At 69.5% G+C, this 22,751-nt stretch carries 21 protein-coding genes; 14 read left to right on the forward strand and 7 right to left on the reverse strand.

The annotated features are described in order from the left end of the window. The first annotated feature begins 59 nt into the window (after positions 1–59). From EPAKOI_RS05850 to EPAKOI_RS05870, 5 genes are all read left to right on the forward strand, one after another. The gene (locus EPAKOI_RS05850) at positions 60–1,448 is read left to right on the forward strand and encodes a cytochrome-c peroxidase (protein WP_423193241.1); all 1,389 of its coding nucleotides are present in this window, start codon (positions 60–62) and stop codon (positions 1,446–1,448) included. Beyond that, positions 1,445–2,086, forward strand: coding sequence for a hypothetical protein (locus tag EPAKOI_RS05855; RefSeq protein WP_124684564.1), 642 nt, complete (start codon positions 1,445–1,447; stop codon positions 2,084–2,086). Before EPAKOI_RS05850 ends, EPAKOI_RS05855 begins: the two co-directional genes overlap by 4 nt. 181 nt (positions 2,087–2,267) lie before the next feature. Beyond that, a complete protein-coding gene (gene ydfG / locus EPAKOI_RS05860; protein WP_124684563.1) occupies positions 2,268–3,023 on the forward strand; it encodes a bifunctional NADP-dependent 3-hydroxy acid dehydrogenase/3-hydroxypropionate dehydrogenase YdfG in 756 nt (251 codons plus the stop codon). 107 nt (positions 3,024–3,130) lie between these two features. Then, entirely contained in the window at positions 3,131–4,210 is a 1,080-nt protein-coding gene (locus EPAKOI_RS05865; protein ID WP_423193242.1) for a catalase family peroxidase, read from the forward strand. A 10-nt stretch (positions 4,211–4,220) separates the two neighbouring features. Beyond that, the gene (locus EPAKOI_RS05870) at positions 4,221–4,757 is read left to right on the forward strand and encodes a cytochrome b (protein WP_423193243.1); all 537 of its coding nucleotides are present in this window, start codon (positions 4,221–4,223) and stop codon (positions 4,755–4,757) included. A 201-nt stretch (positions 4,758–4,958) separates the two neighbouring features. Here the strand turns inward: EPAKOI_RS05870 and EPAKOI_RS05875 are convergent, their stop codons facing one another. After that, positions 4,959–5,708, reverse strand: coding sequence for a creatininase family protein (locus tag EPAKOI_RS05875; RefSeq protein ID WP_124684561.1), 750 nt, complete (start codon positions 5,706–5,708; stop codon positions 4,959–4,961). A 51-nt stretch (positions 5,709–5,759) separates the two neighbouring features. Then, positions 5,760–7,055: an MFS transporter gene (locus tag EPAKOI_RS05880; RefSeq protein WP_423193244.1), complete on the reverse strand. Its 1,296-nt coding sequence runs from the start codon at positions 7,053–7,055 to the stop codon at positions 5,760–5,762. Positions 7,056–7,218: 163 nt separating this feature from the next. Between EPAKOI_RS05880 and EPAKOI_RS05885 the strand changes: the two genes are divergently transcribed. Then, positions 7,219–8,151 (forward strand): LysR family transcriptional regulator, encoded by a 933-nt coding sequence (locus tag EPAKOI_RS05885; protein WP_124684559.1) that lies wholly within the window; start codon positions 7,219–7,221, stop codon positions 8,149–8,151. Here EPAKOI_RS05885 and EPAKOI_RS05890 read toward each other — a convergent pair. Then, entirely contained in the window at positions 8,139–8,879 is a 741-nt protein-coding gene (locus tag EPAKOI_RS05890; RefSeq protein WP_172966066.1) for a 3-oxoacyl-ACP reductase family protein, read from the reverse strand. The two genes, EPAKOI_RS05885 and EPAKOI_RS05890, sit on opposite strands and share 13 nt — an antisense overlap. Positions 8,880–9,104: 225 nt before the next feature. Here EPAKOI_RS05890 and EPAKOI_RS05895 point away from each other — a divergent pair, with 225 nt between their 5' ends. The 7 genes from EPAKOI_RS05895 (at position 9,105) to EPAKOI_RS05925 (ending at position 18,413) form a co-directional block, all read left to right on the forward strand. Continuing rightward, positions 9,105–10,400 carry a dicarboxylate/amino acid:cation symporter gene (locus EPAKOI_RS05895; protein WP_124684558.1) on the forward strand — a complete coding sequence of 432 codons (1,296 nt, stop codon included), beginning with the start codon at positions 9,105–9,107 and terminating at the stop codon, positions 10,398–10,400. 4 nt (positions 10,401–10,404) lie between these two features. Continuing rightward, positions 10,405–11,322, forward strand: a complete 918-nt coding sequence (locus EPAKOI_RS05900) for an amino acid ABC transporter substrate-binding protein (RefSeq protein WP_423193245.1) — start codon at positions 10,405–10,407, stop codon at positions 11,320–11,322. 920 nt (positions 11,323–12,242) lie between these two features. Continuing rightward, on the forward strand, positions 12,243–14,552 hold the full coding sequence (locus EPAKOI_RS05905) for an FdhF/YdeP family oxidoreductase (protein ID WP_423193246.1): 2,310 nt from the start codon (positions 12,243–12,245) through the stop codon (positions 14,550–14,552). Between the two features lie 19 nt (positions 14,553–14,571). After that, the gene (gene fdhD, locus EPAKOI_RS05910) at positions 14,572–15,402 is read left to right on the forward strand and encodes a formate dehydrogenase accessory sulfurtransferase FdhD (protein ID WP_124684556.1); all 831 of its coding nucleotides are present in this window, start codon (positions 14,572–14,574) and stop codon (positions 15,400–15,402) included. Positions 15,403–15,457: 55 nt separating this feature from the next. Next, on the forward strand, positions 15,458–16,888 hold the full coding sequence (locus EPAKOI_RS05915) for a PLP-dependent aminotransferase family protein (protein WP_124684555.1): 1,431 nt from the start codon (positions 15,458–15,460) through the stop codon (positions 16,886–16,888). Further along, entirely contained in the window at positions 16,885–17,247 is a 363-nt protein-coding gene (locus EPAKOI_RS05920; protein WP_253699888.1) for an ArsR family transcriptional regulator, read from the forward strand. Before EPAKOI_RS05915 ends, EPAKOI_RS05920 begins: the two co-directional genes overlap by 4 nt. Before the next feature lie 131 nt (positions 17,248–17,378). Continuing rightward, positions 17,379–18,413: a PDDEXK nuclease domain-containing protein gene (locus EPAKOI_RS05925; RefSeq protein ID WP_423193247.1), complete on the forward strand. Its 1,035-nt coding sequence runs from the start codon at positions 17,379–17,381 to the stop codon at positions 18,411–18,413. Positions 18,414–18,433: 20 nt separating this feature from the next. On the opposite strand, the gene EPAKOI_RS05930 is transcribed toward EPAKOI_RS05925, so the two are convergent. The 3 genes from EPAKOI_RS05930 to wrbA are packed head-to-tail and all read right to left on the reverse strand — an operon-like array spanning position 18,434 to position 20,877. Next, positions 18,434–19,858, reverse strand: a complete 1,425-nt coding sequence (locus EPAKOI_RS05930) for an FAD-binding oxidoreductase (protein WP_313839943.1) — start codon at positions 19,856–19,858, stop codon at positions 18,434–18,436. Positions 19,859–19,882: 24 nt separating this feature from the next. Continuing rightward, a complete protein-coding gene (locus EPAKOI_RS05935; RefSeq protein WP_423193248.1) occupies positions 19,883–20,287 on the reverse strand; it encodes a DUF2069 domain-containing protein in 405 nt (134 codons plus the stop codon). Then, positions 20,284–20,877: an NAD(P)H:quinone oxidoreductase gene (gene wrbA / locus EPAKOI_RS05940; RefSeq protein ID WP_124684552.1), complete on the reverse strand. Its 594-nt coding sequence runs from the start codon at positions 20,875–20,877 to the stop codon at positions 20,284–20,286. The genes EPAKOI_RS05935 and wrbA overlap by 4 nt, the downstream gene beginning before the upstream one ends. 175 nt (positions 20,878–21,052) lie before the next feature. Between wrbA and EPAKOI_RS05945 the strand changes: the two genes are divergently transcribed. After that, positions 21,053–22,405: a YihY family inner membrane protein gene (locus EPAKOI_RS05945; RefSeq protein ID WP_253699884.1), complete on the forward strand. Its 1,353-nt coding sequence runs from the start codon at positions 21,053–21,055 to the stop codon at positions 22,403–22,405. A 60-nt stretch (positions 22,406–22,465) separates the two neighbouring features. Here the strand turns inward: EPAKOI_RS05945 and EPAKOI_RS05950 are convergent, their stop codons facing one another. Continuing rightward, a complete protein-coding gene (locus EPAKOI_RS05950; protein ID WP_423193249.1) occupies positions 22,466–22,741 on the reverse strand; it encodes an Mpo1-like protein in 276 nt (91 codons plus the stop codon). Positions 22,742–22,751 lie beyond the last annotated feature (10 nt).

Below are 22,751 nucleotides of genomic sequence, written 5' to 3' on the forward strand. Positions count from 1 at the left end.
ACCGGGAGGTTGCCTTTCTTCCCCTGCCCGCGGGCCGGCTGCCACCGGCCCCTTGAACCATGCGTCATTCCAGATTTGCCGCGCGCCGTGCCGCGGCCATGCTTTGCCTTGCGCTGGCCGCCTGCAAGCCGGCCACCGAGGCGCCCCGGGCCGCCGCCGCGCCGCCGGCCGTGCAGCGCGTGTCCGCGCCATCCGCGCCGGCATCTCCCCAATCGCCGCTGTCGCCCGCCGCGCAGTTGGGCGCCGTGCTGTTCGTCGACCGGTCGCTGTCCGGGTCGGGCACGATGTCGTGCGCCACCTGCCACGATCCCCAGCACGCCTTTGCCCCGGCCAACGACCTGGCCGTGCAGCTTGGCGGCGCCGATGGCAGGCAGCCCGGCACGCGCGCCGTGCCGACGCTGATGTACAAGGAGTACACCAACCCGTACTCGGACACGTTCGAGAACCCCGACATGATCAGCCCGCCCGGTCCCGGCGGCGGCCTGACCTGGGACGGCCGTGCCAACACCATCGCCGAGCAGGCCGCCATCCCGCTGCTGGCCGCCAATGAAATGGCCGCCCGCGACAAGGCCGCCGTGGTGGACGCCGTGCGCCACGGCCCCAACGCCGCCGCGTTCCGGGCCGCCTACGGCCCCGCCGCGCTGGACGATACCGACAAGGCGTTCGCGCTGGTCGGCGCCGCGCTGCAGGCGTTCCAGGTGGAAGACCGCAGCTTCCACCCGTACAGCAGCAAGTTCGACCGCTACCGCAACAACAAGGTGGGCGGCGCGCTGACCGATGCCGAAGTGCGCGGCCTGCGCGTGTTCCTGGACCCGAACAAGGGCAACTGCATGGCCTGCCACCTGCTGGGCGGCGGCAACGACGGCAGCCAGGACATGACCAGCGACTACTCGTTCTCGGCCATCGGCGTGCCGCGCAATCCGGCCATCCCGGCCAACGCCGACCCCCGGTATTTCGACCTGGGGCTGTGCGGGCCGCTGCGCACCGACCACCGGCCCGGCCGCGACAAGGGCGCCGCCGCCACGTGCGGCATGTTCAAGACGCCGGTGCTGCGCAACGTCGCCACGCGCCACGTGTTCATGCACAACGGCGTGTTCAGGTCGCTGGAAGAGGTGGTGCGCTTCTACAACACGCGCGACACCGCGCCGCAGGACTGGTATCCGCGCGATGCGCAGGGCCGGGTGGCCAAGTTCAACGACCTGCCGGCCCGCTACCGCGCCAATATCGACGGCCAGATGCCGCTGGACAAGCGCCGTGCCGGCAGCCCGCCGCCGATGACCGACCAGGAGATGCAGGACCTGGTTGCCTTCCTGAAGACGCTCACCGATGGCTACGTGCCGCCGCCCGGGCCCGACGCCAGCGGCGCGCATGCGCATACCGTCGCCAACGCGATGGCCGACCCCGCCGCCCGCAAGCCGGGCGCCGCCAACACCGCCGAAGTCCAATGAAACCGATCCTGACCCTGGCCGCGCTGGCGGCCACCACCACGCTGCTGCTGGCCGGCTGCGACCGTCCCGACATGGCCAGCGAGGCCGGCTTCCGCGCCGCGCTGGACCAGCACCTGCAGGCGCACGGCGACCTCTGCATCGGCCGCCATGCCTGGCCGGTCGACGTGCCGGACGGCCCGGGCGCCACGCAGCTGCGCGATGGCATCCAGATGCCGGCGCTCGAACACGCGGGGCTGGTGGCGCACGTGCCGGCCCAGATGACGCTGCACCACCAGGACGGCACCGACGAGGTGGTCAAGGCGCTGCGGTACGACCTGACCGACAAGGGCCGCCAGCAGCTCAATCCCCATCCGCGCACGGCCGCCCGCACGGCCGGCGCCGACGCGCCCGACCTCTGCTACGGCCACGTGCGGGTGGCGCGGGTCACCGGCTGGGACAAGCCCCACGACACGGCCGACAAGCCGGCCCGGCTGGCCACGACCGTGCGCTACACGTACACGCTGGAGCCGGCGCCGTGGGCGCATGACGCGATGGTGCAGGGCGCCTTTCCCGTGCTGGCGCGCGTGATGCGCGGCAGCGGGACGCTGGAACTGAAGCAGGAGATGGTGGCCACCGGCGGAGGCTGGCAGCCGCTGTAAGCCGGGCCGCGCAGGCGTGCCAGTGCGTCAAGCCAGCGCCCCCGGCCTTCGATGCGCGAGCTGCCCTGGCATCACAGCCGGCAGTCGGGAAATCCATGGATTGCCGCGGCCGCCGCTGCCGTCGCCCCGGGTGACGGTGTAGTATCCGTGGCCGAACCTGTCTGAAGCTGGAGAGCTAACCATGATCGTATTCGTCACCGGTGCCACCGCGGGGTTTGGCGCCGCCATCGCCCGCCGCTTTGTCGGCGCCGGCCATCGCGTCATCGCCGCGGGCCGCCGTGAAGACCGCCTGCAGGCACTGGTCGATGAACTGGGCCGCGACAACGTGCTGCCGCTGGTGCTGGACGTGCGCGACCGCGCCGCTGTGGAGGCCGCCGTGGCCGGCCTGCCGGCCGACTATGCCGACGTCGACGTGCTGGTGAACAACGCCGGGCTGGCGCTGGGGCTGGAGCCGGCGCACCGCGCCGACGTCGACCAGTGGGACACCATGGTCGACACCAACATCAAGGGCCTGACCTACATGACGCGCGCGGTGCTGCCCGGCATGGTGGCGCGCAATCGCGGCCACGTGGTCAATATCGGCTCGGTGGCGGGCGCCTACGCCTACCCGGGCGGCAACGTCTACGGCGCCACCAAGGCGTTCGTCCACCAGTTCTCGCTGAACCTGCGCGCCGACCTGACCGGCACGCGCGTGCGCGTGACCGACGTGGCGCCGGGGCTGGTGGGCGGCACCGAGTTCTCGGCCGTGCGCTTCCGTGGCGACCAGTCGCGCGTGGAAAAGGTCTACGAAGGCGCCGACGCGCTGACGCCCGACGATATCGCCGAGACCGTGTTCTGGGCCGCCACGCTGCCGGCGCGCGTGAACATCAACTACCTGGAAGTGATGCCGGTAACGCAGTCGTTCAGCGCGCTGTCGATTCACCGCGAGAAGCCGTAAGCATTTGTCGAATCGCCCGGTCCCGGCCGGGCTTTTTGCGGGCGGGGGGAATAGACGCCCCGGTTTGGGCGTATACCCGATGAGTCCACACTCGACGGGAGCCCCCCTTGACCGACAACACCCCACATTCCCACCCGGGCAAGCCCATCTGCGTGCCATGCCGGCTCGGCGCCATCGGCGCCGTCGTGCTGGTACTGGCGGGCGGCTTTGCCTACACGGGCGGCTGGATCGGCCCGCAGCGGCTATCCACGCGCGCCATCGTCGACCAGTTCCAGCGTAACGACGGCCTGCACGCGGGCTATCGCCGCAACCACGCCAAGGGCGTGTGCGTGGCCGGCTACTTCGACAGCAACGGCGCGGCCGCGCAGGTGTCCAGCGCGGGCGTGTTCGCGCCCCGCCGCACGCCGGTGACCGGGCGCTTTGCGCTGCCCGGCGGCAATCCGCTGGCGCCCGACGGCAGCGTGCCGATCCGCAGCCTGGCGCTGATGTTCACGCAGGCCGACGGCCAGCAGTGGCGCACCGGCATGAATTCGGTACCGCGCTTTCCGGTGCACACGCCGGAACAGTTCTACCAGTTGCTGCAGGCCAGTCAGCCCGATCCCGCCACCCACAAGCCCGATCCCGCCAGGCTCAAGGCGTTTGCCGCCGGCGCGCCGGCGCTGGCCGCGTTCCAGGGCTGGATCCAGGCGCATCCGCCTTCGTCCAGCTTTGCCAATGCCGCGTACTACAGCGTCAATGCGTTCTACCTGGTCGATGCCGGCGGCAAGCGGCAGGCCGTGCGCTGGGCGGTGCAGCCCGAGCTGCCGTACGCGCCGGTGAGCGCGGCCGAGCGCGGGCAGGCATCGTTCCTGGCGGCGGACCTGATGCAGCGGCTGCAGGCCGGGCCGCTGCGCTGGCGGCTGGTGCTGACGCTGGGCGCGCCCGGCGATGTCACCGACGACGCCACGCAGGTCTGGCCCGACGACCGCCCGCAGATCGACGCCGGCACGCTGGTGCTGGAACGCGCCACGGCGCAGGACGACGGCCCGTGCCGCGACGTCAACTTCGACCCGACCGTGCTGCCGGCCGGCATCGCCACGTCGGCCGATCCGCTGCTGGCGGCGCGCTCGGCCGCCTACGCGGTGTCGTACCAGCGCCGCACGCGCGAGGAGGCAACCGCCGCCCGCGAACCGAAGGCCATCCAGTGAGGAACCCGGCATGAAGGCAACTTCGACTCAATTCAGCGGCACGCAAAAGCTGCTGCACTGGCTGATGGCCGTGCTGATCCTGGCGATGCTGTTCGTCGGCGTGGGAATGGTGTTTACGGTGTCGCGCGCGCATGACACGCTCGTGGCGCTGCACCGGCCGCTGGGCATCGCGCTGCTGCTGCTCGTCATCGTCCGGCTGGCCGTGCGGCTGCGGCGCGGCGCGCCCCCGCTGCCGGCCCACATGCCCGCCGCGCAACGGTTCGTCGCCAAGGCATCGCACGTGGTGCTCTACGCGCTGATGCTGGCAATGCCGCTGGTGGGCTGGGCCATGCTGTCGGCGGGCGGCTACCCGGTGACGATGGCCGGCGGCTTCCACCTGCCGCCGCTGCTGCCCGCCAACGTCAACGCGTTCGCGCTGCTGCGGACGTTGCACACATGGCTCGGGCTCACGCTGTTCGCCGTGGTCCTGCTGCATTTGGCGGCCGCGCTGATGCACGCGCTGGTGATCCGGGATGGGGTGTTCGAAGCGATGGCGGGGCGGCGGTAGGGCGGGGCGTAGTTGGCGGGTTGGCTCACCGCTCCCGCCAGGTTTGCTCCCCTCTCCCGCGCGCGGGAGAGGGGTTGGGGGAGAGGGTCAGCGGCTCACAATGCGACATGTCGTGGCTTGCACAGCCATGCCCTCTCCCCCGGCCCCTCTCCCGCCTTGCGGGAGAGGGGAGACAACCATTGGCAATTCAAGCGCAACAGCTCACCCCGGCACCTTCTCCGCCCCGAAGGCCGCCAGTTCCTTCACCAGGCTGGTGGCTGCCAGTTCCACCAGGGCGCGGCCCTTTTCCGGCGTGGCCTGGTTCGGATCGGAGCCCATGCGGCCGTCGGGAAAGCGGGCGCGGAAGTCCAGCGCTTCGCGGATCGGGCCGGACGGGGCGATGCGCGGCGAGTAGTCGGCGTGCTTGATGGCGTGGGCGTAGGCGTACTGCGTCACCGCGATCTCGGACGGCGTGGCGTGGGCGCCGTGGCCGGTCGGGAACATTTCCTTGGCCAGGTCGTTGACGCCTTCCAGGTCCCACCAGTTGGTCAGCTTCATCGCAAAGCCGGCGCGGCGGCCCGCGAAGCTGGACTCGGCGTAGAGCTCGGAGAACGCGGCCTCGATGGACGCGATATTGCCGCCGTGGCCGTTCAGGAACAGGATCTTCTCGAAGCCGTGGCGGGCCAGCGAGCGCGTCCAGTCCACGATGGCGGCGATGAACGTCGACGGGCGCAGCGAGATCGTGCCGGCAAAGCCCAGGTGGTGCTGGGCCATGCCGATGTTGAACGTCGGCGCCACCAGGATGTCGGCCTGCTGTTCGGCATGGCGGCAGATGATCTCCGGGCACATCCAGTCGGTGCCCAGCAGGCCCGTGGGGCCGTGCTGCTCGTTCGAGCCGATCGGCACGACGATGGTGCGGCTGCGTTGCAGATACTGTTCGACTTCTGACCAGGTGGAAAAGTACAGCAGCATGGTTCACTCCTTGTTGGACGTGGGGGGGTGTCGGGTGGTTATTGGCCGGTCTCAGGCATGCGCCGCGCGGGCCGGCATGCGCATGGCCAGGATGATCAGCGCGGCGGCCAGCGGCATGGCCGCCATGACCAGCACGCCGGGATGCAGGCTGCCGGTGGCGGTCTTGGCCCAGCCGATGATGGCCGGGCCCCAGAAGCCGCCCGACAGCCCGATGGTGTTGATCAGCGCGATGCCGCCGGCGGCGGCCGGGCCCTTGATGTATTCGGACGGCATGGCCCAGAACACGGTGTAGGTCATCCACAGCGTGGTGGTGCCCAGCGTCAGCAGCACCAGCGTGGCCGCCAGGTGGCCGTCGGCCAGCGTCGTCCCGGCCAACAGCGCGGCACCGGCCAGCGCGGGGATGGCGGCGTGGTAGCGGCGTTCGCCCTTGCGGTCGGAGCGGCGGCCCATGTAGAGCATGCCGATGGCGCCGCCCACGTAGGGCAGGGCGGCGTACCAGCCCAGCTGCACGGTGTCGGTCACGCCCTGGGCCTTGATCAGCGTGGGCAGCCAGAAGCTCAGTGCGTAGATGGCGGCGATCACGCAGAAGTAGGCGGTGGCCAGCACGTAGATGCGCCAGTCGCGCGCCACCGCGCCGAACGAGTGCTTGTGCGCGGCCGGCACGGCCAGTTCCTGCTCCAGCAGCCGCTTCTCGTCGCTGGTCAGCCAGTGGGCGTCGGCGGGACGGTCGGGCACGAGCTTCCAGGCCAGCACGCCCAGCACCAGGCAGGGCAGCCCTTCGACCAGGAACATCCATTGCCAGCCGGCCAGCCCGGCGTGGCCGGCCAGCGCGGTCATCAGCCACGCGGACAGCGGGCCGCCGATGATGCCGCCGATGGGGCCGGCCAGGAACACGATGGCGATGGCGCGCGCCATGCGCTGCGGGCCGTACCAGCAGGACAGGTAATAGATCATGCCCGGCGCAAAGCCGGCCTCGAACACGCCCAGCAGGAAGCGCATGGCGTAGAACGTGGGCACGTCGCGCACGAACATCATGCAGGCCGACGTGATGCCCCAGAGCACCAGGATGCGGCTGAACGTCCTGCGGGCGCCCACGCGCGGCAGCATCAGGTTGCTCGGGATCTCGAACAGCACGTAGCCGATGAAGAAGATGCCGGCCCCCACGCCGTAGGCGGCGTCTGAGAAGCCCAGGTCGCCCTGCATCTGCAGCTTGGCAAAGCCGACGTTGACGCGGTCCAGGTAGGCGAACAGGTAGCAGACCAGCAGGAACGGCAGCAGCCGCAGGTTGATCTTCTGGTACAGCGCGGCGGTGCCGTCGACGGCGGCGGGGTTGGACATCACTAACATTTGCCAGTCTCCAGAGCGTTGTGATGGTTGTGGGATTGGCTTGGATAGTGGCAGCCGCGTAGACTGACACCAACAGCAACAAAATTCACACTTCGTTCTTCCCAGGGCAACAGTCCACTTTCGACCATGCTTGGGTGACGCTTACGCAACAAAGAGGCGGGATATGCGGGAAATCAACCAGCAGCGGCTGCGCTATTTCCGGGAGGTGCTGGCGCACGGCACGATCCGGGGCGCGGCGGAAAGCCTGAACACGTCGCCGTCGGTCATCACGCGGCAGATTCGGCTGCTTGAAGAGGAACTGGGCACCACGCTGTTCGAGCGCCAGGCGCGCGGCGTGCGGCCCACCGAGGCGGCGGCGCACCTGCTGGAGTTCTGGCGCGGCTACCGCTCCCACCAGGAAAAGCTCGAAGACCAGCTCCACGCGCTGCAGGGGCTGCAGCAGGGCATGGTGCAGATCGTGCTGAGCGAGGGCTACGTCGACGCGCTGGTCAACGAGGTGGTGGCGCCGTTCTGCGCGCAATACCCGATGGTCGACATCCGCATGGAGATCCTGCCCGTGGACGACGTGCTCAACGAGGTGGCGGAAAGCCGCGCGCACATCGGGCTGGCCTACAACCCGCCGCTGCACCCGCGCATCGAGTACCGGGCCAGCGCGTCGCAGCCCATCGTGCTGCTGACGCGCCACGACCACCCGCTGGCGCTGCGCGGCGGGCCGGCCACGCTTCATGACGTGATGGCCTATCCGCTGGCGCTGATGCCCGAGTCGTACGGCATCGGCCACGCGGCGCGGATGCTGGAGTTTGCCGAGAACATCCGCATCCGGCCCACGCTGGTGACCAACTCGCTGTCCGCGCTCAAGCAGTTCGTGGCCTACGACGACTTTGTCACGCTGATCGGCCAGTTTGCCGCCTACCGCGAGGTGGCCGCCGGCAGCCTGGCGACGGTGCCGGTGGACCACCCGCTGTGCCGCGGCACGCAGGCGCGGCTGCTGGTCAAGGCCGGGCGGCCGCTGCCGGCCGCCGCGCAGGAGGTGCTGGCGTTCATCCAGCACCGCATGGGCATCTTTGCCGAAGGCCGGGGCGCTCAAAGCACGTAGCCGCCGTCGATGGTCAGGCTGGCGCCGGTCATGTAGGCCGATGCCGGGCTGGCCAGCCACGCCGCCAGGCCGGCAATTTCGTCGGGCTGGCCGATCCGGCCGAGCGGGATCCGCGCGATCAGGTGCTCGACCATCGACGATGTCATGTCGGTCTCGGTCGGGCCGGGCTGGATGTTGTTGACCGTGATGCCGCGCGGCGCAAGTTCCAGCGCCAGGTTCTGCACCAGCGACGCCACGGCCGCCTTGGTCATCGCGTAGACCGCCCCGCCCACCGAGCCGGTGCGGATGGCCGTGTTGCTGCCGATGGTGATGATCCGGCCGCCGTCGCGCATGGCGCCGGCCGCCGCCTGGATGGCCACGAACACGCCCCGGATGTTGACGTCGAGCATGGCATCGAGGTCGGTGTCGGTGAACTGCTCCAGCCGGCCCAGCCGCAGCAGGCCGGCGTTGACCACGGCGGCGTCCAGCGCGCCAAAGCGTGCCACGGCCTGCCGCACGGCGGCGCGGATCGCGGCCGGATCGGCGCTGTCGGCGGCAATGGCCACGGCCTGGCCGCCGTCGGCCTCGATGGCTGCAACCACCTCGGCGGCCTTGCCGGGGCTGGTGGCGTAGGTCAGCGCCACGCGAAAGCCGTCGCGGGCCAGCCGCCGGGCGATGGCGGCGCCAATGCCGCGGGATCCACCAAATACCAGGGCAGCCGGGGCTGCCGTCGCTGCGTTGCGTTCCATGTCGTCGCACCGTATCGAAGTTGATCGTGCAGACGATAGTGCAGACCGCGCGTATCGCGTTTATGTGCCGGCACAAGCGGTTTTGTATCCGCATGTAGGCGTCGAGGCGGGGCGGCGGGCCGGCAAAAAGCGTTTCGGGGTTTGCCCAATGGCGCCCCGGCATCCTATGGTTAGGTGCAGACCCCGGCGCAGGACGCCCGCCCGGCCGCCCCCCAAGGAGACGTCATGAGCAAGAAGTCGAGTATCACGACCTGGATCCTGATCGCGATGATTCTGGGCGCCGTGGTCGGCTACGGGTGCAACACGGCGTTTCCGGACCCCAAGGTGGCCAAGGAGATCGCCGGGTATATCTCCATCGTCACCGACGTGTTCCTGCGGCTGATCAAGATGATCATCGCGCCGCTGGTGTTTTCCACGCTCGTGATCGGCATCGCCCACATGGGGGATGCCAGCACCGTGGGCCGCGTGGGCGTCAAGGCGCTGGCGTGGTTCATCACGGCGTCGCTGGTGTCGCTGACGCTGGGGCTGATCATGGCCACGCTGCTGCACCCGGGCGTGAACATCGGCCTGCCGCTGCCCGACGTGGGCGCCGCCACCAACCTCAAGACCAACGCGTTCACGCTGAAGGACTTTGTCTCGCACCTGGTGCCCAAGTCGGTGGCCGAGGCGATGGCCAACAACGAGATTCTGCAGATCGTGGTGTTCTCGATCTTCTTTGGCACCGCCATTGCCACGCTGGGCGAGCGCGGCCAGCGCATGGCCGGCGTGATCGAGGACCTGGCGCAGATCATGCTCAAGATCACCGGCGCGGTGATGTGGCTGGCCCCGGTGGCCGTGTTCGCGGCCATCGCGTCGACCGTGACCACGCAGGGGCTGGGCATCCTGATTACCTTTGCCAAGTTCATGGGCAGCTTCTACCTGGCGCTGTTCGTGCTCTGGGGGCTGCTGACGCTGGCCGGCTTCGCATTCCTGGGCCGGCGCGTGTTCGAGCTGATCCGGCTGATCCGCGAGCCGTTCCTGCTGTCGTTTTCCACGGCCAGTTCCGAGGCCGCCTACCCGAAGCTGCTGGATTCGCTGGACCGCTTTGGCGTGAATCGCAAGATCTCCAGTTTCGTGCTGCCGCTGGGGTATTCGTTCAACCTGGACGGGTCGATGATGTACTGCACGTTCGCGGTGCTGTTCATCGCCCAGGCGTACGACATCCACCTGCCGCTGGGCACGCAGATCACGATGCTGCTGTTGCTGATGCTGACGTCCAAGGGCATGGCCGGCGTGCCGCGCGCGTCGCTGGTGGTGATTGCGGCCACGCTGAACCAGTTCGGCATTCCGGAGGCGGGGCTGCTGCTGATCATGGGGGTCGACCAGTTCCTGGACATGGGTCGGTCCGCCACCAACGCCGTCGGCAACTCGATTGCGGCGGCCGTGGTGGCCAAGTGGGAAGGGCAACTGGCCGCCGGGCCCGTGCCGGAGACCGAGAAAGACATACCGGGCGAGGAGCCACGCACCACGGCGGAGGCCTGACGCCATGCGCGGACGGATGCGGCTGGGCAGGGGGTGGATCGGCGCAATGCTGGCCGTGCTGCTGGCGCTGGCGCCCGCGCTGGCTGCGGCGCAGGAGCCCGTGGCGCTGAGCGGCACGCTCAAGAAGGCGCGGGACACTGGCGTGCTGACGATCGGCTATCGGGAGTCGTCGCTGCCGTTCTCGTACCTGAACCAGGCCAGGCGGCCAATCGGCTACGCGATCGACATCTGCCAGGCCATCGTCCAGGCGGCCGCGGCCGAGATCAGCCGCGACGTGGCCGTGCAGTGGGTGCCGGTGACGTCCGAGAACCGCTTCGACGCCATCACGTCCGGCAAGGCGGACCTGGAGTGCGGATCGACCACGCGCAACGCCGAACGGCTGCGCACCGTGGCGTTCTCGCCGGTCATCTTCGTGGCCGGCACCAAGCTGATGGTGCCGCGCAATTCGCCGATCCGGACGTTCCGGGACCTCAAGGGCCGGACCGTGGTGGCCACGGCCGGCACCACCAATGCCAGCACCATCGAGGACCTGTCCAGGCGCTTCCAGCTCGGCATCAACCTGATCCGCGCCCGCGACCACGCCGACGCCTTCGAGGTGCTGCGCCACGGCGGCGCCGATGCCTACGCCGGCGACGACGTGCTGCTGTACGGCTTCCTGGCCCGCCACAACGCGGGCCGGCAGTTCCTGGTGACCAGCGAATTCCTGTCCTACGACCCCTACGGCATCATGCTGCGCCGGGGCGACCCCCAGTTCGCCGCCATCGTCGACAAGACCGTGCGCGACCTGATCACGTCGGGCGAGCTTGAACGGCTGTACAAGCAGTGGTTCCTGAACCGCCTGCCCACCGGCGAACGGCTGGGCATCCCGATGAGCGCCCAGCTCGAAGACATCATCCAGGCAACGCCGCAGCAGCCGGATTGAGTTATTTCCCCCGTTTGGTTGGCTCCCCTCTCCCGCAACGCGGGAGAGGGGTCGGGGGAGAGGGCCCGGCGGTTCAACTTGCGATCCGTCGCGCATCACGCGCTGGCCCTCACCCCCAGCCCCTCTCCCGCAGGCGGGAGAGGGGAGCGAAAACCTGCCGGAACGCTGGTCTTCTCGGACAATCCACGTGCCCCATGTTTTCTCCCCTCTCCCGCAGCGCGGGAGAGGGGTCGGGGGAGAGGGCCCGGCGGTTCAACTTGCGATCCGTCGCGCATCACGCGCTGGCCCTCACCCCCAGCCCCTCTCCCGCAGGCGGGAGAGGGGAGCGAAAACCTGCCGGAACGCTGGTCTTCTCGGACAATCCACGTGCCCCATGTTTTCTCCCCTCTCCCGCAGCGCGGGAGAGGGGTCGGGGGAGAGGGCCCGGCGGTTCAACCTGCGATCCGTCGCGCATCACGCGCTGGCCCTCACCCCCAGCCCCTCTCCCGCAGGCGGGAGAGGGGAGCGAAAACCCGCCGGAACGCTGGTCTTCTCGGACAATCCACGTGCCCCATGTTTTCTCCCCTCTCCCGCATCGCGGGAGAGGGGTCGGGGGAGAGAGCCCGGCGGTTCAACTTGCGATCCGTCGCGCATCACGCGCTGGCCCTCACCCCCAGCCCCTCACCCGCAGGCGGGAGAGGGAGCCCGGGCGGCGCCAATTGATGCGTTTGGCGTGCCAATCACGGCCATTCACACACCCTCGACAAGCACAGTTCCCGCATTGTGCATTGCGATGGTGCAAACTGTACTCTTTCTCTCGCAGCCGTTCTGTACGTCCCTCCGATCACATTCCGGGCCTAGTCTGCCAACATCGCAGCGAGCGCCCGCGCACACGGAAAACCGGGCCGGGCGTTCGGGCACTAGTTCTGGAAGCCGCCCCCATGAGTTCGCCCACGCCCGAAAAGGGCCATATCGCGCCCTATACGCACCCGGCCGCCGGCTGGGGAGCGCTCAAGCAAGTTGCCATCAACCTCGTCAAGGAAAAGGTTGGCGGTGGCAAATACAAGACGCTGTTCAAGCAGAACCAGCCGGACGGCTTTGACTGCCCCGGCTGCGCCTGGCCTGACCGGCAGCACGCCTCGACGTTCGAGTTCTGCGAGAACGGCGTCAAGGCCGTGGCGGCCGAGGCCACCAGCAAGCGCGTCACCAACGAGTTCTTCGCCCGGTACACGGTGACCGAGCTGATGCAGCAGTCCGACTACGAGCTGGAACAGCACGGCCGGCTGACGCACCCCATGCGCTACGACGCGGCCACCGACAAGTACGTGCCGGTGGAATGGGACGCGGCGTTCCGCCTGGTCGCGGACCACCTGCGCCGGCTGGACAACCCCGACGCGGCCACGTTCTACACGTCCGGCCGCGCCAGCAACGAGGCGGCGTTCCTGTTCCAGCTGTTCGTGCGGATGTACGGCACGAACAACTTCCCCGACTGCTCGAACATGTGCCATGAGGCCACCAGCCGCGGCCTGCTCGTGACGGTGGGCGTGGGCAAGGCCACGGTGCTGCTCGACGACTTCCAGCTGGCCGACACCATCATGGTCTGGGGCCAGAATCCGGCCACCAACCATCCGCGCATGCTCAACGAGCTGCGCGATGCGTCCAGGCGCGGCGCCACCATCGTGTCGATCAACCCGCTCAAGGAGCGCGGCCTGGAGCGCTTTGTCAGCCCGCAGCACGTGACCGAGATGCTGGGCGGCGGCGGCACCCGCATTGCGTCGATGTTCGTGCGGCCCCGGCTGGCCGGCGACTTCGCGCTGCTCAAGGGCCTGGGCAAGCGCGTGATCGAACTGGACGACGCGGCGGTGGCCACCGGCGGCCAGCGCGTGGTCGACGTGGACTTCATCCGCGAGCACACGGCCGACTTCGACGCCTTCGCGGCCGACCTGCGCGCCGAGAGCTGGGCCGACATCGTGGCCGAGTCCGGCGTCACGCGCGCCGACATCGACGCGCTGGCCGACGTCTACGTGAAGAGCGAGCGCACGATCATGTGCTGGGGCATGGGCCTGACGCAGCACAAGGAGTCGGTGCGGACCATCCAGCTGCTGTCCAACGTGATGATGCTGCGCGGCAATATCGGCAAGCCCGGCGCGGGCCTGATGCCGGTGCGCGGCCATTCGAACGTGCAGGGCGACCGCACGATGGGCATCGAGGAACAGCCCGACGACGCCTTCCTGGACCGCCTGGGCGCCACGTTCGGCTTCGAGCCGCCGCGCCATCATGGCCAGGACGTGGTGGCCGCGATCAACGCGATGCTGGCTGGCAAGGTCAAGGTGTTCGTGGGGCTGGGCGGCAATTTCTCGATCGCCACGCCCGACACGCCGCGCACCTGGCAGGCACTGCGCCAGTGCGACCTGACCGTCAACATCGCCACCAAGCTCAACCGCAGCCACCTGGTCATCGGCCGCGACGCGCTGCTGCTGCCCACGCTGGGCCGCACCGAGATCGACGAGCAGGACGGCGTGCCGCAGGGCGTGACGGTGGAGGATTCGGTCTGCATGGTCCATATCTCGTACGGCATGAACAAGCCGGCGTCGCCGCACCTGTTGTCGGAGACGATGATCGTGGCGCGCATGGCCGACGCCACGCTGGGGTCGAACAAGGTGGACTGGCTGTGGTTCGCGCAGGACTACGCGCGCATCCGTGATGCCATCGAGAAGGTGATTCCGGGCTTCGAGCGCTACAACGAGCGCGTGGCCCGGCCGGGCGGCTTTCACCTGACGCCGGCGTCGCGCAACCGCGTGTGGCGCACGGCGTCGGGCAAGGCGCAGTTCCTGGTGCACCCGATCGACAAGGACACGCCGATCCGGCGCGCCCGCGAGCGCCATGGCGACGCGCTGATGGTGATGATGACCACGCGCTCGCACGACCAGTACAACACCACGATCTACGGGCTGGACGACCGCTACCGCGGCGTGTTCGGCCTGCGCCGGGTGGTGTTCATCAACCCGGCCGACCGCGCGCGGCTGGGGTTTGCCGAAGGTGAGCGGGTGGACATCACGAGCGTCTGGGAAGACGGCGTGACGCGCGACGTGCGGGACTTCCTGCTGGTGGACTACGACATCCCGGCGGGCTGCCTGGGCGCCTACTATCCCGAGACCAACCCGCTGGTGCCGCTGGAAAGCATCGGCGACCGGTCCGGCACGCCGACGTCGAAGTCGATCCCGGTGCTGCTGCGGCGCGCCGCCGCCTGACGCCGGGCGGGAGCGCACCATGGCCGGACGCGGATACGTCACGCGCGAGATCCGGCGCCACCAGGGCGACGCCGTGGCGCTGGAAATCGACCAGGTGGCCGAGGAAGTGCCCGTGGCGCTGGTCTACAACGGCATCTCGCACGCCGTGATGATGGCCACGCCGCTGGACCTGGAGCCGTTCGCGGCGGGGTTCTCGCTGACCGAGGGCATCGTCGACGGCGTGCACGAGATCTACGACGTCGAGGTGGAGCCGGGCTGCGACGGCATCGAGGTCCGGCTGGAAGTCAGCCAGCGGGCGTTCATGGCGCTCAAGCAGCGCCGCCGCACGCTGGCCGGCCGCACCGGCTGCGGCGTCTGCGGCATCGAGAGCCTGGCCCTGCTGGACCTGGTGCCCGAGCCGCTGGCCGGCATCCAGCCGGTGTCACCCGATGCGGCGGCCATCCGCCGCGCCGCCGCGGACCTGCGCGCGCGCCAGCATCTGATGGCGGCCACCGGCGGCGTCCATGCCGCCGCGTGGTGCGGCCCGGACGGCCAGCTACGCGCCGTGTTCGAGGACGTGGGGCGCCACAACGCGCTGGACAAGCTGATCGGCCACCTGGCCCGCGCGCGCGAGGCGTTCGGCGAGGGCTTCGTGTTCCTGTCCAGCCGGGCCAGCTACGAACTGGTGCGCAAGGCCGCGCGGATGCAGATTCCGATGCTGGCGACGATCTCGGCGCCCACGTCGCTGGCCATCCGCATCGCGGAACAGGCCGGCGTGCGGCTGCTGAGCTTTTGCCGCCAGGACGGCTTCGTCGAATACACTTCGCCTGGAACCGTAATCGCATCGGAGCCGCCGGTGGCCGCAGGCTGACGCCTGGGGTGTCCGGCTGTCTCCCGGATAACCCCCAGACAAGGCGACAGACCCGTTGGCAACCCTGTACGAAAAGCTCGCGGCCGATATCGAGGCGCTGGTGCAGCAGGGCGTGCTGCTGCCCGGCGAGAAGATCCCGTCCGTGCGCCAGGCCGCGCAGCACCACCGGCTCAGCATCACCACCGTGATCCGGGCCTACCTGCTGCTGGAATCGCGCGGCATCCTGGAAAGCCGCCCGCAGTCGGGCTACTTCGTGCGCGCCCGGCCCGGCGAGCCGGCCATCGACCTGCAGCCCACGCGCCCGGCCACGCGGCCGTCGGCCGTGGACGTGAGCGCGCTGGTGCTGTCCACGCTGCGCTCGATCCGCGCCGACGACGCGGTGCCGCTGGGGTCGCCCTATCCGGACCCCAAGCTCTACCCGTGGCAGCGGATCATCCAGTACGCCAACACCATCGGCAAGCGCTACGACACCTGGAGCGTGCTGGACGACCTGCCGCCCGGATCGCCCGAGCTGATCCGCCAGATCACGCGCCGCTACCTGGAAAACGGCTATACGGTCGATCCCAACGAGGTGGTGGTGACGATTGGCGCCACCGAGGCCATCAACCTGTGCCTGCAGGCCGTGGCCCGGCCCGGCGACACGATCGCGGTGGAATCGCCCACCTACTACGCGATGCTGCACGCCATCGAACGGCTGGGCATGCGCGCCGTGGAGGTGGCGACCGACCCGGTGGCCGGCATCGACGTGCAGGCGCTGGCGCGGCTGATCGACGAGCGGCCCGTGGCGGCCTGCATGGTGATGCCGAACTTCCAGAACCCGCTGGGCTTCCAGATGCCCGACGAGCGCAAGCAGGCGCTGGTGGCGCTGCTGACCGCGCGCGACATCCCGGTGATCGAGAACGACGTCTACGGCGAGCTGTACTACGGCGACGCCCATCCCACGTCGCTGAAGTCGTACGACACGGCGGGCATCGTGCTGCACTGCTCGTCGTTCTCGAAGACGCTGACCAATGCCTACCGGATCGGCTGGGCGCTGCCGGGCCGCTACCGCCAGAAGGTGGAGCGGCTCAAGTTCTTGAACACGCTGACCACGTCCACCATCCCGCAGCTCGCCATTGCCGAATTCCTGCGCAAGGACGGCTACGACTACCACCTGCGCCGCGTGCGCAAGGCCTACGCCCAGCAGGCCAACATCATGGCCGCCGCGGTGCGGCGCTTCTTCCCGGCCGGCACGCGCGTGTCGCGCCCGGCGGGCGGCTACGTGCTGTGGGTGGAACTGCCCGAGGAGGTGGACGCCATGGCGCTGTACCACGCGGCGCTGGAGCGGCGCATCACGGTGGCGCCGGGGCATATCTTCTCGCCGGTGCCCACGTACACGAACTGCATCCGGCTGAACTACAGCGGCGCGTGGTCCGAAGAGGTGGAATCGGCGGTGATCACGCTGGGCAAGCTGGTGGCGACATTACAAGAAAGGGAGACGACATGACGGACGATGCGGACCGGGCGGACGGACCCGACGAGGACGAGGACCTGCCCGGCGGGGACGATGGGGAGGCGGAAGGCGGGGGGCTGGACCCCACCGTGGCCGCCATCCTGCAGGCCCTGTGGGAGCACCGGCTGACCGAGCCGGACAAGGACCTGTCGCTGGCCCGGCTCAGCAAGCGCGCCGGCGTGCAGATGAGCGTGCTGCGCCGCGTGCTGACCCAGCTGGGCGACGCCGACCTCGTCGAGACAGCCATGGAGGAAGACGGCCGCGGCACGGCCCGGCTGACCGAGGAGGGCGAAGCCATCTGCGGCCAGTTGTTCGACTCACCGGCACCAGGGGACGGCCCGCTGCTGCATTGATCTGGCTCGCGTCAGATTGTCCCGTTGTCTCATAGACTCCGCCGCATCCGCCTCACACAATGGGTTCTCCGGAATCGAACCCTTGTATGGATCGGATGTGCAATGTGCCAACATTTTCCGCGGAGTATCAGATGCTGCTGAACAGCTTGAAGGAGCGCGTGGACGGCGCGCGGCAACGGGCGTTGCTGGCGGTGAACCGGGAACTGGTTGCCCTGTACTGGCATCTCGGCAACGAGATCCTGGTCAGCCAGCAGCGCGAAGGGCTGGGGCCCGGCCTGATCGAGCAACTGGCCCGCGACCTGCGGGCGAGCTATCCCGACATGCAGGGGTTCTCGCCGGGCAACCTGCGGCACATGCGCGCGCTGGCGCAGGCCTGGCCAGAGGGCGCCATGGCGGAGCAGCCGGCGGCGCAGTTGCCATGGCCGCACCTGTGCACGCTGCTGGACCGCGTTTCGGACCCCGCGCTGCGCGAGTGGTACGCCGGCATGGCGCTCCAGCACGGGTGGTCACGCAACGTGCTGGCGATGCAGATCGACCTGCGGCTGCACCAGCGGCAGGGCCAGGCCGTCAACAACTTCGCCGAGTGCATGCCGCCGGCGCGGTCGGACCTGGCGCGGGACGTCTTCAAGGACCCGTACATCTTCGACTTCGTGAACCTGGCGAACGACGCGCGGGAGCGCGCCGTGGAGGCGGCGCTGACGCACCAGGTGACGCGGCTGCTGCTGGAGCTGGGCACCGGCTTCGCGTTCGTGGGCCGGCAGTACCGGCTGGACGTGGGCGGCGAGGAGTTCTACGTCGACCTGCTGTTCTACCACCTGAAGCTGCGCAGCTACGTGGTCGTCGAACTCAAGGCGACGCCGTTCCGGCCCGAGTACGCCGGCCAGCTCGGCTTCTACCTGGCCGCCGTGGACGCGCAGGTCAAGCTCCCGGACGACCAGCCTTCCATCGGCCTGCTGCTGTGCCGCGACAACAACCGGCTGGTGGCCGAGTATGCGTTGCGCGGCATGACCCAGCCGATGGGCGTTGCAGAGTACCAGTTGATGCCGGAACTGCCGCCTGGTCTGCCGTCCATCGCGGAGATCGAGGCCAGGCTGGCGGCCGAAGCCGATGCGGTGGACGCGGCGGAGGAGGCTGCAGCCCAGGCGGCTGGCCCGCGCTGGCAGTAGCCGCCGCGCGGCCAGCCCGGTTAGACGACCTTGCCGGGGTTCATCAGGTGCTGCGGGTCCAGCGCCTGCTTGATGGCGCGCATCATCGCCAGTTCCACTTCGCTCTTGTAGCGGCGGTTTTCCTCGACCTTGAGCTGGCCCAGGCCGTGCTCGGCCGAGATCGAGCCGTCGTGGGCCTGGACGCTGTTGTGGACGATCAGGTTGATGGCGTCCTGGTGCTGCAGGAACTGGTCGTGGTCGACGCCGGCCGGTGGCGACACGTTGTAGTGCAGGTTGCCGTCGCCAAGATGGCCGAAGGTGACCATGCGGGCGCCCGGGAAGGCGTCCTGGACCAGTGCGTCGGTTGTCTCGATGAAATCGGCCACGCGCGAGATCGGCACGGCGATGTCGTGCTTGATGTTCTTGCCTTCCTCCACCTGGGCCAGCGGAATGTGCTCGCGCAGGTTCCAGAAGTCGCGCGACTGCTGGACGGATTCGGCGACCACGGCGTCGGTGACCACGCCGGCGTCCAGGGCGGCCTCCATCATCGTCTCGAAGATGCCGCGCGCGTGCTGCTCGCCCTCGCTGTCGGACAGTTCCAGCAGCACCACCTGCGGATGGTGCTCGGCAAACGGGTAGCGCAGCTGCGGAAAATGCCGCGTGACCAGTTCCATGCACATGGCCGACATCAGCTCGAAGCCGGTCAGCATGGCGCTGGCGTGGGACTGGGCGATGGCCAGCAGCGCCAGCGCGGCGCGCGGGCTTGGCACGGCGGCCAGCGCCGTCACGCGGGCGCGCGGGGCCGGGAACAGCTTCATGACCGCGGCCGTGATGATGCCGAGCGTGCCTTCGGCGCCGATGAACAGGTCGCGCAGGTCGTAGCCGGTGTTGTCCTTGCGCAGGCCGCGCAGGCCGTTCCAGACCTCGCCGCGCGCGGTCACCACCTCCAGGCCCAGGCACAGCTCGCGGGTATTGCCATAGCGCAGCACGGCGGTGCCGCCGGCATTGGTCGACAGGTTGCCGCCGATCGTGCAGCTGCCCTCGGCCGCCAGCGACAGCGGGAACAGCCGGCCATGCTCGCGCGCCACGTCCTGCAACTGCTGGAGGATCACGCCGGCCTCCACCGTGATCGTGTTGTTGAGCGGGTCCACCTGCCGCACGCGGTTCAGCCGCTGGAGCGACAGCACCACCACGCCGCGCGCGGCCGCGTCGCCGCCGGCCGGCGTGGCGCCGCCGCACAGGCCCGTGTTGCCGCCCTGCGGCACCACGGCAATGCGGTGCGCGTGGCAGGCGTGCATCACGGCGGCCACCTCGTCGGTGTTGCCGGGCCGCAGCACGGCCAGCGCGTCACCGGTGTAGCGGCGGCGCCAGTCGGTCAGGTAGGGCGCCTTGTCGGCCGCGTCGGTCAGCACGTTGGACGGGCCGACGGCGGCGCGGCAGAGATCGAGGAACGAGTCGGAGTGCACGGTGGACATGGCGGACATGGGCGCTCAGGGGGAGGGGGCCGATCGGGCGAGGGCCTTGGCGCGGCGCTTGTAGGGCCGCAGGTAAAGGATCGTGGCGACGAAGAACAGCAGCGTCAGCGCGACTTCCGCCCACGCCAGCCACGACGACGGGGCGCGGTCGCTGGTGGCGCGCACGATGCCTTCGGTGAAATAAAGCAGGATCAGCATCGACGACCACTGCATCGTGTAGCGGTTGCGCCGCCATACGCCGCGCAGCACCGGCAGCAGCAGCACGAACTTGGCGATCAGCCACGAGCCGCCGGGCCGCAGCGGCGCCAGGAACCATTCCCAGGCGATGCACAGCGCGATCAGCGCCAGCAGGCTGGCCAGGCTCAGGGACCAGAGGCGCGGGCTGTGCAGCGCGGCGTCGTCGGAAGGGGCCGGCATCATGCGGCGAGCTTCAGGGCGGTCTGGGCCAGGCGGCGGCCCATGGCGGTGGCCAGCGCGGCTTCCTGGTCGGTGACCGGGCCGTGGTTGTCCACGTGCGCGTGATGGCTCGGGCCGTACGGCGTGCCGCCGGCCGTGGTCGTCATCAGGCCGGCTTCGGAGTAGGGCAGGCCGACGATCAGCATGCCGTGGTGCAGCAGCGGCAGCATCATCGACAGCAGCGTGGTTTCCTGGCCGCCATGCAGGCTGCCCGTCGATGTGAACACGCAGGCCGGCTTGCCGGACAGCCCGCCCGCCAGCCACTGCGCGACGGTGCCGTCGAGGAAGTACTTCATCGGGGCCGCCATGTTGCCGAAGCGGGTGGGGCTGCCGAGCGCCAGCCCGGCGCATTCCTCAAGGTCGCGCAGTTCGGCATAGGGCGCGCCCTCGGGCGGGATGTCGGAAGCGGTGGCCTCGCAGACCGTGGATACCGGCGGCACGGTGCGCAGGCGCGCCTGGGCGCCGGGCACGCTCTCGATGCCGGTGGCGATCAGTTCGGCCAGTCTGCGGGTGGCGCCGTGGCGGCTGTAGTAGAGGACGAGGATGTCGGTCATGGATGGACGGGCGGCGGGACGGCGGACGGTGTACGGCAGGGCCGCCGGCTGGCTGGCGGGCCCGCGGTGCGGGCGCCGCGGAACGATCCGCGTATTATAGTTGGGGCGCTGCCGGAAGTGCCGCGTGGGCGGCCCGGCCGCCGCTGTCATCGATTCGAGAGGAGAACGTCCCCGCATGTCCGCCCCCCGCATTGCCCGCCTGCGCAGGGAATGGAACCTGCAGAAGGTGCGCGCACTGTCCCGCTACGCGCTGCGCCGCGCCGGCGAGAACCGCCTGCCGCAGGTGGCCGCCAGCCTGACGTTCACGACGTTCCTGTCCGTCGTGCCGGTGCTGACGGTGGCCTTTGCGCTGCTGGCCGCGTTCCCGGTGTTCCGCGACTTCCGCGGCCAGATCGAGGCGTTCCTGTTCCAGAACCTGATCCCGGGCGGCAATATCAGCGACTCGGTGTCGCGCTACCTGGGCCAGTTCGCCAAGAGCGCGCGGGGCCTGACCGCGCTGGGCCTGGGCGGGCTGATGGTGACGTCGGTGCTGACGATGCTGACCGTGGAAGACGCGCTGAACGCGATCTGGCGCGTCAAGCGGCGGCGCCCGTTCGCGCAGCGGGTGCTGGTGTTCTGGGCCGTGCTGACGCTGGGGCCGGTGCTGATCGGCGGCAGCCTGTCGATCAGCTCGTACCTGATATCGATCTCGATGGGCTACGTCGGCAATCTGCCGTTCGGGCTCGGGCTGCTGGTCAGCCTGGTGCCGGTGGCGCTGACCGCCGTGGCATTTGCGTTCCTCTACATGGCCGTGCCGTACGCCTACGTCGACTGGCGCGATGCGATCTTCGCCGGCATCGTGGCCGCCGTGGCGTTCGAGGTGGCCAAGCGCGCCTTCGGCTATTTCATTACCCATATCCCCACCTACACGGCCGTCTACGGGACGTTTGCCGTGCTGCCGCTGTTCCTGCTCTGGATGTACGTGAGCTGGCTGGTCACGCTGCTGGGCGCGACGATCGCGTCGAACCTGCCCGTGATCCGCGAGGGCCACTGGCGGCGCCGCACGTTCGCCGGCAGCGAATTCTTCGATGCGCTGGGCGTGCTCTATGTGCTCTATCGCGCCCGCGACGAGGTGCCGCGCAGCATGGGCGAACTGGAGATTGGGCGCAAGCTGCGGGTGGAGGCCGACTACCTGGCCGGGCTGCTGGCCAAGCTCAAGGCCATGCACCTGGTCGGCAAGCTCCAGCAGGATCGCGGGCAGGCGCACTGGGCGCTGCTGTGCGATCCGGCGCAGGTCACGCTGCGGATGCTGCACGACCGGCTGGTGCTGAACCTGGCGCGCCTGCCGCGCACGGCGCTGGCCCAGCAGATGCGGGGCGTGGAAGTGCTGCGTGGCATCCTGGACAACCCCCAGCTCGACCAGCCGCTCGAAGCGGTGTTCCGCCAGCAGACGGCCGGCGTGGCCGCCAACGAGGCGCCCGAGGCGCCCGACCCTGCCGACGCCGCCGCCCAGCCGGCGCGCCAGCCCGACCTGCCGCGCCACGCCTAGCCGACGGCCGGCGCCGGTTCAGAAGCGGATCTTGCCGCGCAGGATGTCCGCGTACATCACTCAGTCGCCCATCAGGCTGTAGAACGGGTGCCGGAACGTGGCCGGGCGGTTTTTCTCGAAGCCGAAATGGCCGATCCAGGCAAACGCGTAGCCCGACACCAGCGCGCCCAGCAGCCACCAGAAATTTCCGGTCACGACCAGCGCCACCAGGCAGGCCAGCGCCAGCGTCGACCCGACGAAATGCAGCCGTCGGCAGGTGCGGTTGCGGTGCTCGTTCAGGTAGAACGGGTAGAAGTCGGCAAAGCGCGCGAATTCCTTGGCGTGGGTCTGGGCCATGGCAGTCTCC

Origin of the sequence: Cupriavidus sp. H18C2 (genome assembly GCF_049393795.1) — a bacterium.
Taxonomy (GTDB): domain Bacteria; phylum Pseudomonadota; class Gammaproteobacteria; order Burkholderiales; family Burkholderiaceae; genus Cupriavidus; species Cupriavidus pauculus_C.